The organism is Peribacillus suis, from assembly GCF_059384845.1.
The window spans coordinates 2,388,579-2,401,641 of the sequence record NZ_CM182019.1; the positions used below are offsets into that span (position 1 = coordinate 2,388,579).

Genomic DNA, 13,063 nt, shown 5'->3' on the forward strand with positions numbered 1-13,063 from the left:
GAAAATATTCCCCTTATAAGCTATTCTGTTTTAAGACTAAAAATCCTCTTTTCCCCGTCATGTGGTTGCTTATTTAAGAAACGAATGATGGTTTTAGAGCAAAAAAAAACTGCCCATGGCAGCTTATTTTGCATTCTCTTCATTTTTCTTTTGTATATTTCTTAAATCCTCAACCCGGCTAGGTGATTCCTCAAAGAATTCTACAAGGTCACCAATTCGGTCTATCGCATTCCAGCTCAGGTGATGCTCGATTCCTTCAACATCATGGTAGATATTTTCTTCCTTGACCCCTATCAATCGTAGCATCTGCTCCAATAATTCATGACGGTAAACAAGTCGTTTACCCACTTTTTTACCATTTGCTGTCAAAACCAAACCACGATACTTCTCATAGATTAAATACTTTTCGTGGTCTAACTTTTGTACCATCTTCGTCACTGAAGAAGGATGTACAGATAGGTTTTCAGCAATATCCGAAACCCTTGCATATCCTTTTTCTTCTATAAGTAAATATATCTGTTCTATGTAATCCTCCATGCTCGGTGTAGGCATCAGGAATCCTCCCATTCAAACGCATATCTAAAAATCTTACTATAAAAACGACCCTGAAACAAGATTATATCGTCTCAGGGCATGGTAGAAACGCTTAATTTTGCTTAACTGGTTGATCCGATATAAATTTAAAAATTACCTTCTTCTCGGTATCAGACCAAATTAAAGCAGCATCAAACGTCTTGTCCCCTTTTTTGAAACCACTGATCACATCGGTTTCTCCATGGGATAAAAGCTTTTTAACATTGACCTGACTGATTTTTTTATTAAGGATTTTTTTTGAGACGGTAAAGTTACATTTGGTTTTCTGATAACTTGCACATCCATAGAATTCCCCTTTATCGACAACTTTAGCACCACATTTCTTGCAACTTCCTACTGATGTCACACTTTTTTTCTTAAAACCCGGTCTTTGAATCGAATCGATATCTAAACCTTGAAAGTCCCAGGTTTCACAAGACTCAACGGCATCGCTAATAATCTTTGTGGACATCTTTTTAACGGCTTCCATGAAAGCACCCGCGGAAGCCTTACCTTCCCCGATTTCCCTTAGGCGCTGCTCCCATTTAGCCGTCATTTCTGGAGAAGCAAGGATTTTCTCGCCAATTGCTGTAATGAGAACCTTCCCTTTATCGGTTGCAAATACCTGGTTTTTCTTAACATCAATATATTTTCGATCTTTCAGCATGGTAATGATCCCCGCACGTGTCGCTTCGGTTCCTAAGCCTTCTGTTTTCATCAGGACCTTTTCAAGCTCTTCATTTTCCAGATGCTTTCCCGCCGTTTTCATCAAGGTTATTAGCTGACCCTCTGTATAACGCTTCGGTGGCTGGGTTTTTCCTTCTTTCACTTTTACCTTGGACACTAGCCCAGAATCGCCTTGTTTAAGGAGGGGTAAAAGAACATCATCATCTTTCTCATCTTGAAAAATGACCTTACGCCACCCTTCTTGAATCTGTTGTTTACCCTTTGAAATGAACTCGGCCCTCTTCTCGACCTTTGTCTTGATCGTCGTGTAATCAAAAATGGCTTTTTCATAATGTGCCGCAATCAGTCTTCGTACCACTAAATCATATATATTACGTTCCTCACCGGAAAGTCGTTTTGGATCTACAACCTGTTCTGTCGGAATGATGGCATAGTGATCCGTAACTTTTTTTTCGTTAACAAATCGTTTATTGTCGCTGATACTGGAGATAGGTAACGGGAAAAAGGGTTGATATTCTGAAAATCCACTTAATTTTTGCATAATGTCCGGAAATGTTTCAGCTTCGCCTTTAGTGACATAGTTGGAATCCGACCGTGGATAGGATACAATTCCTTTTTGGTATAAACTTTGAACGATATCCAGGGTTTTTTTAGGTGAGTACTTATAGAGCTTATTCACAGTTGCTTGCAATGACGACAGATTAAATAAGAGCGGAGGCTGAAACTCTTTTCTTTCCGTTGTCATATCGGCAATTTCAGCTTCTTTTCCCTTACAAAATGCAGCTATTTTCTCTGCCATCTCTTTAGTCTGGATTCTCGAATCATTATTTTGTTGCCATTTTCCCTGATACTTCTTTCCATCCATCTTGAAGTCTGCAAATACTTCCCAAAACGGTTCTGATTTGAACCGTTCGATTTCCAATTCCCTTTTGACTATCAAAGCAAGGGTTGGGGTCTGAACGCGACCTGCTGAAAATACATCCGATACACCCTTTTTTTTCAAGAGAATGCTATATACCCTTGATGCATTCATGCCTACTACCCAATCCGCACAAGCACGCGTATACGCTTCATGATAAAGTGGCCTGGTTTTCTCTTCACTGATTAGATTTTGAAACCCTTCATATATGGCCTTTGGAGTCAGTGAGGAAATCCACAAACGTTTCATCGGCTTTTTGACATGACATAGTGAAATGATATTACGTACAATCAATTCCCCTTCGCGACCAGCATCCCCAGCATGAATGATTTCATCAACATTCGGTTTACTCAGCAAAGTCTTGACCACATTGAACTGTTTGGCCTTTTGGCGGGTCACTTCGTATTGAAATTTTTCCGGTATCATCGGCAGGGTATCAATCGACCATTTTTTCCAGTTAGAATGATAGGTTTCCGGTGATACTAGTTGACATAAATGACCGACTGCCCACGTTACATAAGCGCCATCGGGGAAAAGCTCGTTTGGCATGATTTCTATATATCCTTGCTGTTTCTTCGATTTAAATTGAGCTGCCAATGTTGAACCTTGATCAGGTTTCTCGGCAATGATCAGCTTCATATTCTCTTCACCTAATCCGTTACAAAATACTTTCACACTTATATTATACCTTAATTATGAAAATCGGAAAGATAGGGGGTCGCTTTTGTCCCAGGTCCCCATTTGAAAACATTGAACTATCCTGCTGCAGTCAGGTAGTCAGTTCGAAAATGATATGGCGTTTGTAGACGACATAAAAGGCCGACTATCCATTTGATAGTCGGCTTTTCATATGAGTTGCTACATTAATATGCTTACTTAAAGATAATAGAGATTATTTCCTCAGTCTCCATTTCACTATCTATCACATAAGAACCCGGACGTAAATTGTTCGCCTTGCCCTTCTTTTCGACTTCATTAAAGAAATCTTGGGCATTCAGGATGATTTTCGACCGTTTAAGATGTTTACCAACATCAATGCTGGTCATGCCTTTGGTAACTTTCAGGACCGTCCGATAAATAATCTTTTCGCTCGTCCCTTTTTCAGCTACCTCCTGGTTGGCTTTCAATTCATCAAGTTGCTCTTGATATTCTTTTTCGGTATGAATGACATACCCTTCAGAAGTTAACTTGTTTTTCATCTCATCATCAGATAATTTTTCTACTGTTTTTGTGCTAGCCGTTTCTTCAGAATCGAAGAAATATACTGCTCCGCATATACCTGCTGCAACAAGAATGCCACCGGCAAAGCTGCGCATCGATTTAGATGTCATTGACAACTTTTCTCCTTTCGTTCTTTGCTTTTATGTAAGGAGCAAGTAGGTTTTCTATGTCTTCAATAGATCGTTCTTTTTTTGCTGCTATGCTATCGATTGAATATCCACGTTTATATAAATCTAGTACATCGTGCAACAAAATCCACTTCTCAGGGGGTCCAGACAGTAAACCTGCTTCTTGTGCCATTATTTCAGCATCTATCTCAAGACTTCTTATTTGCATTTGTAATTGGCTTACTTCGTCTCCAAAGGTACTTGTAACCTGTTCAATTTGCTGTTCTACTTTCATCGAATCCGTCTTTATAAACGAAAAAATGAAGAGTAAAACTGCCACACCAAACAAAATGGCTAACGTCCATGACATCATTCTATTTCCTCCTTAACCTTATAAATCCTTCTAGCTTACTCATTATAGCTGGATTTAGTCGAAAACTCGATTTTAATTAGCCGAACCTTGATAAAACAGAACAAAAGTCATGTATTTATGACAAAAAAATACGTGATTACTAAATTATTAAAGATTTTCATGTATAATCCCCCATTTTCCAATCCCTAAGATTCTTCTACTCTTTCTCACTCTTACTAGCCATTTCTCGTGTCCCCCCTTTAACGTATAATAAATGACAAATAATTTTTTACACGTTAGAATGTATGTAATCACGAATTACTATGAAAGATTTTTTAAAATGATTATATTAATGGATGATCTTTTTATATAGAAGGAAAAACTAGCAGCAGCGATTACTAAAGGAGGATACGATGAATATAAAGGTCAAGAATATTCCACACTCTATGCAAAGTGAATTGAAGAAAATCCAAATGAAATTAAATCCCTTATTGAAGAAAAATATGAAGTATGGTTTCTTCTCCACCGTAATGATAGGATTTTCCGTTATAAACCTTTTTTTCCTCTTGTTTATGAATGATTCTTATCCTATTTCTAAAATAGCACTATGTATTTATGCACTAATAGGTGCAATAGGATTTGCTTTAATGAAAGAAAATAAACACAACCAAAAAGAAATAGTGAAAATGAGCCAAAAGTTTGTCCTTGAGAGAATGAAAAAAAGTACCTATCTAACGGATGCAAGGAAAAATAATTATTATCAAAAAGTGAATGAGCACCCTTTTTTAGCGATGAATGTTTTCATTGAGTTTCTGGCCGAAGAAGAACAAAGAAAGAACAACTCCTCCCATAGTTAAATCCGTTAACAAAATCTAAACAAAAAATGGAACCCGACACGATAAGTCGGGTTCCATTTTTTAATCTAGTTCCGATCTTTTGGCCCTCGCCGTCATCGCCTTGTCCTTATTCCAAACCTTTAACTTCATATAAATGGTAGCAAGCCCGATGATTATGATGAATAATAAACTGATGAAGAATCCAGGACGTATCTCCTTTTCAAGAAGGGTTCCACTAACTGTTATAAGTATTAAAACAATCCCGAAAATAGCAATGACTTTACTCCACAATTTATGTTCGAGAATTTTAAGCGAAGAAAGTATGATGAAACCCCAATTATACAAAAGTAAGATACCAGCTGATGTTGTAATGTATTCATAAATCTTTCCTGGCAGTAGTAAAGCTGTAATAATGGACCCCAGGAGCCCTATGGCTGCCAGAACGAGAGAAGGTAACGGAAGGTCTTTAAACTTCTTTATCTTCTTCATGAAAAATGAAGGGGCATTTCCATCATCCGCAAGTGTCACCAACAAATTGGTTACCCCAAATAATGAAGCGGTCATCGTTGAAAAGCCCGCTATGATGATGGCTCCATTAAAAACATGTGGAAAGAATGTAAGATGATAACTATCAATGGCTGTTACAAAGGGACTTTCCTTTTCACTGAATGCTTCCATCGAAACCATTGTCACGGCTAATCCTAAAGATATTACATAGATGATGGTCAGAACTAAAAGCATGATGGTTCCTGCCTTTTGCGCATCTTCTTTCTTTTTCAATTGCATTGCCATCAGCCCTATCACTTCAATGCCGCCAAATGCATAAAAAGCATAAATGAGCGATGTCCAAAAACCTTTCATCCTTTTTGGAAATAATTCATGGTACGTATTCGGAAATGAAGGCGGCTTTCCACCATCTAATCCAAACCAACCAACTACCGCACATATGGCAATGATGATAAACATGAAGATAGCCGCTGTCTTGATAACTGCAAGGATGTTTTCAACTCTGTCAAAACCCTTTGTTCCCAGCAAAACGACCACTATTGAAACAAGCGCGAATCCAGAGGCAAATAGCCATAATGGCACCTTTGGAAACCAAAATTGAGAGAGGAGAGAAAGTGCTGTTAGCTGGCTACCCATTATCAAAATATTAGAGGACCAATAATTCCAGCCACTGCTAAAGCCAGCCCATCTTCCGAATGCTTTATTAGCATAATAACAAAATGAACCCTTTTGAGGGTCTGCAGCTGTCATTTTAGCAAGTAGATTATATACGATATATGTACCTAACGCAGCCAATACAAAGGAAAACACAATGGATGGCCCAGTTGTTTTAATTCCTATTGTCGAACCTAGAAAATACCCTGTCCCAATCGTGCATCCGACACCGACTAAGGATAGCTGCCACCATTTCATGTCACCTTGTTGTTCACTTGAAACAGAGTTTTTAGCGGCATTCCCTTTTGCTGAGCTGCAATTGGCTTCTGTTTTCATAAGAATTTCCCCTTCCATCATCCATAGTATGAATAAACCTACAATGAATTATGTTAGAAAGAAGTTCCATAATGAAATAGAAACGCGGTAAAGAGATTTAGAACCTTATGAAACGATGGCTTTAATGCCTTGATAAGCAAAATAACCACCAAAGCCTAAAAGTGATGCACCCGAAGTGATGGATATGACCCTTAAGCTTCTTTCTGTTAAAAATCTCCTAAACCCATTCGTCAATAAGGCTACAAAAAAACCCCAGCAAGTGAGGCCCAGAAATATCATCCCGCTATAAATGAATACCTGCGACGTACCATAACTGGATGCGGTTTTAGCTAAAATCGACCCGTATATCCCTAACCAAAACAAAATAGATAATGGACTGGTCACCGACATAATGAACCCGGTTAAAAAACAGGAAAATAAGGAATCCCTATTTCTATATTGATTTAAGGTTATTTTGTTGGACTGTACAACGCTTTCGACCCCCGTATAAATGAGAATGAATCCACCAAAGAGCCAAAGGAAAATTTGAACGACTGGTATCTCTAAGAACCTTACCATGCCAATATAAACTAAAATCATGAAAATGGCATCTGCTATCATGGATCCTGCCCCAACAATCCACGCATGCCAAAATCCATTCTTGATTCCTTTATCTATTCGAGCGGAATTTACCGGGCCAATTGGGGCAGCAAGGGTTATTCCTAAAAAGAAGTAACTTAAAAGTAAATGTACACTCAAAAGCATCCCTCCATTCGTTTAGGTAATAACTTGTACATTCTATGAGAAAATCCCCAACCTATTACCTTTACCTGGAATATATTGCTCACATGGATCCAAAGGTTTTCCATCCCTTCTGACCAAGCTTTTTAGGATTATAAAAAAGTTGGTTTGAGAGTCCGCTCGTTTGAATACATTCAAATTAAGAGATATCAATGAAGGGGTGATACTTTGGATTTAGTTGTTTTTTTAAGCTACGTATTCTTAGGCTTGTCAATAGCGGTTCCTATCGGTCCTATTAATGCTGCTCAATTGGACATTGGAATTAAGAAAGGGTTTTTCCATGCCTGGATTTTCGGCTGGGGCGCCATTTTAGCGGATACTGTCTTTATAGCCCTTGTCTTTTTTGGTTTTATCCATTTTATGGACAACTCCTTCCTGAAGACGTTTTTATGGATTTTTGGATTTTTCGTTCTGACTTATACAGGGATTGAAAGCCTCCTAAGCGCTGGAAAGATTGAAGTGAATAATCAAAAGTCCAATGACCGACTTGCTTCTTCATTCTTATCTGGGTTCATTATGTCGCTTTCGAACCCTTTATCCATTTTGTTTTGGTTAGGTATTTATGGTTCGGTACTTGCAAACTCCGTTTTAAAATATGATATGTCTCATTTACTCATTTATAGCTTGGGAATTCTTCTTGGACTTTTATTATGGGATTTCACGATGGCTATCGTCTCCAGTTCCCTTAGACGATTTTTATCGAAACCTATACTCACAGGCATTTCGATAATATCGGGAGTTTCTTTAATAGGAATCGGTATATACTTTTCCATTCAAGCAGCAAAGCTTTTATTTACATAAGAGTCATTACCTTTCGTAAACAATGATAATAAGAGTGCCTCTTCTTCCATGTCAGGTGTAGGTATAGCCTGACATTTTGTTTCACTCAAGTGCCCGAAACAACCTGTACGCACAAAAAAAAGAGAATGCCTAAGCATCCTCTAAGTACTAACATTCCTAACATAGAAACAGAAACGTTCTGGTATGTATTTCTCAATAGTTAATCTATCTGTCATTTATCTAAATGAGTATCTGCAACGACCAAGATTTTCCCAGCCTTGATATCCTCTACATACTGTTTTGCTTCAGCCTTATCCAATCCAAAATCCATTAATGGTTTTTCCAATCCACCTGCACCTGATGCTGCACCTGCAGCAGCTCCACCAAATGTGGCAAATAACGGGCCTGCGGCCAAAATTGGTCCGATGCCAGGTACTGCAAGTGCACTCATTCCAATAAGTAGACCAGTTAAACCAACTGCCCCTCCCGCCGTTGCACCCGCTATAAATCCATCCGTTTTAGTAGGACTCACTTCTTCAATTTCATTAGACAAATTCTTACTATCTTTTGCCACAACTGAAATCTGATCGGATGTATATCCTTCTTTCTTTAACTGTTCAACTGCTACCATTGCTTCATTTTCATTATTAAAAATTTCTATAAATCTCTTGTCCATGGTATCTGCTCCTTTAAAAAGTAATGTACTATACCATTACCCGTTAAAATGCTTTACTAATCATCATGAACTAGAATGCTTCTACTCTCTTATTTGACCTTGACCATATATAAAATACTTGCTTGAGGTCAAGGCAGGTAACCCCATAGGTCCACGAGCATGAAGTTTTTGCGTGGAAATGCCAATTTCGGCACCGTATCCGAATTCGAAACCGTCTGTAAAGCGTGTCGAAGCATTATGATAAACAGCGGCTGCATCTACCTTTTTCAAGAAGGTCGCCGCATTTGAATCGTCGTTGGTAAGGATCGCTTCGGAATGCTTCGTACCATAACGATTAATATGTTCGATGGCATCAGATACATCCTTGATAATTTTCACACTGATTTTCAGTGCTAAATATTCAGCGGACCAATCTTCTTCCGTCGCCATTTTGGCTGGTGAAAAAGCGGCACAGACCGTATCATCCCCAAATATCTCTATACCTCTTTCATCCAAGGCTTCTAATAAACGATGTCCATGGCTTTCAAACCAATTTTCATGAACTAGCAAACTTTCAATGGCATTGCACACGGAAGGGCGCTGAGTTTTTCCGTTCAAGACTACCTTCTCCGCCATAGCCGGATCAGCCGTTTCATCAATGAAAATATGACAATTGCCTGCCCCGGTTTCAAGAACCGGAACACTTGACTCTTTCATGACGGTTTCAATTAAATTCTTTCCTCCCCGAGGAATCAAGACATCTAAATAATCGTTAAGATGGAATAGCTCTTTAGCCGTTTCACGACTGGTGTCTTCAATTAGTTGAACGGCATCCACGGGGATGGCTGTACCCTCTAATGCCTTGTGGATAGACGAAACCAAGGCCTTATTAGAAGATTTGGCAGATGAACTACCACGTAAGATGACTGCATTACCCGTTTTCAAAGATAAAGTCGCAGCATCTATGGTCACATTCGGCCTTGCTTCATAAATCATGCCAATGACCCCAATCGGAACTCGTAGCTTTTTAATCAATAAGCCATTATCCTTTTCAATCGTTTCTAGTTCTTCGCCAACTGGATCTTTTAAGTCAACTAAAAGGCGAATGGCCGCCGCCATATCTTCAATCCGTTTTCCATTCAGCATGATGCGGTCCAATACCGATTCATTCATTCCTTTTTGGCGGCCCATATCTAGATCCTTTTTGTTTTCGGCCAAAATGTATTCCTTATCTAAGACCAGGCGTTGAGCTACTTTTTCAAGTGCCTCATTTTTCACTTCAGTAGACAGGCCGATCAGCTGATAACTTGCGCTCTTGGCCGCTTTTCCTTTTGCTAACACTTCACTCATATCCATAAACCCCCTTGAATTTTTTTGATTAAGCTTTCACCCATTTATCACGATGGATGACTTCTATCGAAGAAAGGACAAGCTCAGTCGTGCGCTTTCCCATCGCCTGCTTCAATTCGGAGGATGAGTATAGAACCTCTCCACGTCCCAAAACACCGCTGGCACCGAACACTTCGACGACATCCCCCTTAGTGAAGTTCCCTTTGATCTCATATATCCCTGCAGGTAATAAGCTGCACCCTTTCGAAACTAAAGCCTTTTCAGCACCTTCATCGATGTAAATCGCCCCTGACACTTTTGAATGAAGGGAAATCCACTGCTTATTTTTGGTAACAGTCGTTAGGACCTCATTGCCGATATATGTGCCATCACCGTTTCCTTCTAGGATGGTAAGGAGTTTCTCTCTCCCCTCTCCGGATCCAATAAACACCTTAACTCCCAGGGAAAGGGCTGTCTGAGCTGCAATCAGCTTAGATTTCATACCACCCGTACCCACACTTGACCCCGCACCTTCAGCCATTTGCAGCAATTCTTCGGTAATTTCAGAAAGCTGGCCGAATCTGCTAGCCATGGGATTAGTCTGCGGATTAGAATCATAAAGCCCGTTTATATCGGTTAGGATGATTAACTGGTTCGCATGGACAAGGCCGCTAACAAGGGCAGATAACATATCATTATCCCCGAATGTCAGTTCCGCAATGGATACGGTATCATTTTCATTAATTATCGGAAGAATCCCCCGCTCAAGCAATTCCATCAATGTAGCATAGGCATTTTGATAGCGTTCTTTATTCGAAAAATCATTTCTTGTTAACAAAATTTGCGCCGGGACGATCCCGAATTGGCCCAGTTGCTCCATATAGGACTGAATCAATAGACTTTGACCGACCGCGGCTGCCGCTTGTTTTCCTTTTAATGTAACAGGCCTTGTCGGATAACCTAATTTACGAAAGCCAGTTGCTACCGCTCCGGATGAAACTAAAACCACTTCATGCCCAGCTGAACGTAAGGCCGCTACTGCGTGAATATGATCGGAAAATTTCTTTTGGTCGATTTCACCTTGGTTGTTTGTTAAAGAACTACTTCCTATCTTTACAACGATGCGCTTCTTTTCCATCGATTTTTTCCTCCAATAAATATCTTAAAAATGAAAAAAAGCCCTTTTCATCCTCGAAATAAGGACGAAAAGAGCTCTCTCCGTGGTACCACCTTCATTGGATGCACATGTATACATCCCACTTTACCTAATAACGCCAGGGTTCGCGCCTATGTTTTGCATAGGACTCAAGAAGCAGGTTCTGCGCTTTTCTGTCGCGGGTCTTCCAGCTATAAACTCCGCTCTCTGTCACAGTAATATTTCGCATACTAATCTTCTCTCAACGTTCATTGTTTTAATATAGTATGCAAAATTATCGTCGTGATGTCAACAACATTCCAGGTGCCTTACTAAATCTTAAAGGGGCATTGCCGGACCGAAAAACTCATAATGAATTTTTTCGGAATCGACCCCTAGCTCCTTCAAGTGAGTGATGATCGTTTTCATAAATGGTACAGGACCACATACATAATAATCTGCATCCGCTTTAATATGATTGCTTAAAAGCTCAACATCCATGTATCCTTGTTTTTCATAGTAAAGAAGATCTTGATCTTCTTTACTAGGGTTCTTGAAAACATACGATAATTGATAGTTTACTAGCTTTTGTGAAAGTCCTGCCAATTCTTCTCTAAACGGCTGAACTGCCCCATTCTCACAAGCATGGACCAATTGTACATCACGTTCAGACTGTAGGTCAGCAAGGGAATGCATCATACTCATGAAAGGCGTGATTCCAACACCTCCGCTAAGAAAGACAATTGGTGATTGTTTTTTTAAGTCCAGGGTAAAGTCTCCTGCAGGAACCGTCGCCTCAATACTATCCCCAACTTGAATGGCATCGTGCAGGTGGTTCGAGACCCTTCCATCAGGAGAGACTTGTGTTTTTTCTTTTTTGACGGAGATACGGAAATATTCTTTTCCTGGTGCATCCGATAAACTATATTGACGGTTGAATAAATACTGTTCACCCTGGATTTCGATGCGTACTGTTAAATATTGCCCAGGTAAATATGATGGGACAGCTTCTCCATCGGCAGATTTTAAATAGAAAGAAGTTATGACTTCACTTTCCCGTACCTTCTTAATAACAGTAAACGGTTTGAAATCAGTCCATCCCCCATTCTGGTTAGATGCCTGGTCATACATTTCCTTCTCCATGTTAATGAAAACATCAGCTATGACACCGTATGCATCTCCCCATGCTTGAAGGATCTCCTCGGTAGCTGCATCACCCAACACTTCCTTGATAGCAGCCAATAAGTATTCTCCGACAATAGGATAATGCTCAGGTTTCACAATAAGGCTCCTATGTTTTTGAGCAATTTGTTTAACTGCCGGTAAAATCGTTTCAAGCTGGTCGATATATTTAGCGGCAGCTAGCACCGTGTTCGCTAATGCGTTTTGTTGACGCCCCTTTTTCTGGTTAGTGTGATTAAAAATATTCAATAGCTCTGGATGGGCTTCAAAAAGATTTTTATAAAAAACAGTTGTAATGGTAGTACCATGCACTTCTAATACAGGCACGGTGGATTTTATGATATCAATGGTTTTTTGAGATAACATGTTTAGGCTCCTCTTTTTAAAAAAACAAGTATTTTAAATACATGTTTATCTTAAAACCAAATATCGATAAAAGCAATATCTAGAATACTTCTTTTTAGCACTTTAGCATTGATGTTAAAAAATGTTCACATTTATGATATAGTCAAAGGGATAGAATGTGAGGCGAAAAACATGAGGCTAACGAGTTATTCAGATTATTCACTAAGAGTTTTGATTTACCTAGCTTCCCAGGAACAAAGCACGTTGACAAATATAAAAGAGATTTCTGAAGTCTATCATATATCGAAAAACCACCTGATGAAAATTGTCTATAACCTTGGTAAATTGGGTTATATTGAGACAGTACGCGGACGAAATGGTGGGTTACGGCTGGCAAAAAAACCTGATGAGATAAATGTTGGAGAATTGGTCCGTAAAACGGAGGAAGATTTTTACTTAGTAGAATGCTTCAAAGATGATGATAACTGTGTGATTTCTCCCGTATGTTCTTTAAAATTTGTACTTAATAATGCCTTAGACGCTTTTCTTAAGGTTCTTGATCAATATACAATTGCCGATTTCGTTGAAAATAGAGTAATGTTAAAAGCCTATTTCGATTCGGTAAAGCCAAAGGACAAAGAGCCCGATATTTAAATCCGGCTCTT

At 39.2% G+C, this 13,063-nt stretch carries 13 protein-coding genes and 1 other annotated feature; of the genes, 3 read left to right on the forward strand and 10 right to left on the reverse strand.

All coding sequences use genetic code 11. The features are described from left to right. Positions 1 to 123: 123 nt before the first annotated feature. The 4 genes from mntR to AC503W_RS11590 form a co-directional block, all read right to left on the reverse strand. The gene (gene mntR, locus AC503W_RS11575) at positions 124 to 552 is read right to left on the reverse strand and encodes a transcriptional regulator MntR (RefSeq protein ID WP_402869035.1); all 429 of its coding nucleotides are present in this window, start codon (positions 550 to 552) and stop codon (positions 124 to 126) included. Positions 553 to 646: 94 nt separating this feature from the next. Further along, positions 647 to 2,818 (reverse strand): DNA topoisomerase III, encoded by a 2,172-nt coding sequence (locus AC503W_RS11580; RefSeq protein WP_403079411.1) that lies wholly within the window; start codon positions 2,816 to 2,818, stop codon positions 647 to 649. Positions 2,819 to 3,051: 233 nt separating this feature from the next. After that, positions 3,052 to 3,510: a hypothetical protein gene (locus AC503W_RS11585; RefSeq protein WP_402869038.1), complete on the reverse strand. Its 459-nt coding sequence runs from the start codon at positions 3,508 to 3,510 to the stop codon at positions 3,052 to 3,054. Then, complete coding sequence (locus tag AC503W_RS11590) at positions 3,500 to 3,880, reverse strand: hypothetical protein (RefSeq protein WP_402869039.1); 381 nt, start codon at positions 3,878 to 3,880, stop codon at positions 3,500 to 3,502. The genes AC503W_RS11585 and AC503W_RS11590 overlap by 11 nt, the downstream gene beginning before the upstream one ends. Positions 3,881 to 4,272: 392 nt before the next feature. Between AC503W_RS11590 and AC503W_RS11595 the strand changes: the two genes are divergently transcribed. Further along, the gene (locus AC503W_RS11595) at positions 4,273 to 4,716 is read left to right on the forward strand and encodes a DUF5392 family protein (RefSeq protein WP_402869040.1); all 444 of its coding nucleotides are present in this window, start codon (positions 4,273 to 4,275) and stop codon (positions 4,714 to 4,716) included. A gap of 60 nt (positions 4,717 to 4,776) precedes the next feature. On the opposite strand, the gene AC503W_RS11600 is transcribed toward AC503W_RS11595, so the two are convergent. Then, positions 4,777 to 6,192, reverse strand: coding sequence for an amino acid permease (locus AC503W_RS11600; RefSeq protein WP_402869042.1), 1,416 nt, complete (start codon positions 6,190 to 6,192; stop codon positions 4,777 to 4,779). Between the two features lie 105 nt (positions 6,193 to 6,297). Beyond that, positions 6,298 to 6,930, reverse strand: a complete 633-nt coding sequence (locus AC503W_RS11605; protein ID WP_494914244.1) for a LysE family transporter — start codon at positions 6,928 to 6,930, stop codon at positions 6,298 to 6,300. Between the two features lie 210 nt (positions 6,931 to 7,140). Between AC503W_RS11605 and AC503W_RS11610 the strand changes: the two genes are divergently transcribed. Continuing rightward, positions 7,141 to 7,773 carry a LysE family transporter gene (locus AC503W_RS11610; protein ID WP_402869045.1) on the forward strand — a complete coding sequence of 211 codons (633 nt, stop codon included), beginning with the start codon at positions 7,141 to 7,143 and terminating at the stop codon, positions 7,771 to 7,773. A gap of 211 nt (positions 7,774 to 7,984) precedes the next feature. Here the strand turns inward: AC503W_RS11610 and AC503W_RS11615 are convergent, their stop codons facing one another. The 4 genes from AC503W_RS11615 to hmpA form a co-directional block, all read right to left on the reverse strand. After that, complete coding sequence (locus AC503W_RS11615) at positions 7,985 to 8,428, reverse strand: general stress protein (protein ID WP_402869047.1); 444 nt, start codon at positions 8,426 to 8,428, stop codon at positions 7,985 to 7,987. A gap of 81 nt (positions 8,429 to 8,509) precedes the next feature. Then, complete coding sequence (locus AC503W_RS11620) at positions 8,510 to 9,757, reverse strand: glutamate-5-semialdehyde dehydrogenase (RefSeq protein ID WP_402869049.1); 1,248 nt, start codon at positions 9,755 to 9,757, stop codon at positions 8,510 to 8,512. Positions 9,758 to 9,785: 28 nt separating this feature from the next. Next, positions 9,786 to 10,874 (reverse strand): glutamate 5-kinase, encoded by a 1,089-nt coding sequence (proB, locus tag AC503W_RS11625; RefSeq protein ID WP_402869051.1) that lies wholly within the window; start codon positions 10,872 to 10,874, stop codon positions 9,786 to 9,788. A 57-nt stretch (positions 10,875 to 10,931) separates the two neighbouring features. Then, positions 10,932 to 11,146, reverse strand: a binding site (T-box leader). A 64-nt stretch (positions 11,147 to 11,210) separates the two neighbouring features. Beyond that, positions 11,211 to 12,419 (reverse strand): NO-inducible flavohemoprotein, encoded by a 1,209-nt coding sequence (gene hmpA / locus AC503W_RS11630; RefSeq protein WP_494914247.1) that lies wholly within the window; start codon positions 12,417 to 12,419, stop codon positions 11,211 to 11,213. Between the two features lie 171 nt (positions 12,420 to 12,590). On the opposite strand from hmpA, the gene AC503W_RS11635 reads away from it, so the two are divergent. Beyond that, entirely contained in the window at positions 12,591 to 13,052 is a 462-nt protein-coding gene (locus AC503W_RS11635) for an RrF2 family transcriptional regulator (protein ID WP_402869867.1), read from the forward strand. The last annotated feature ends 11 nt before the right edge of the window (positions 13,053 to 13,063 follow it).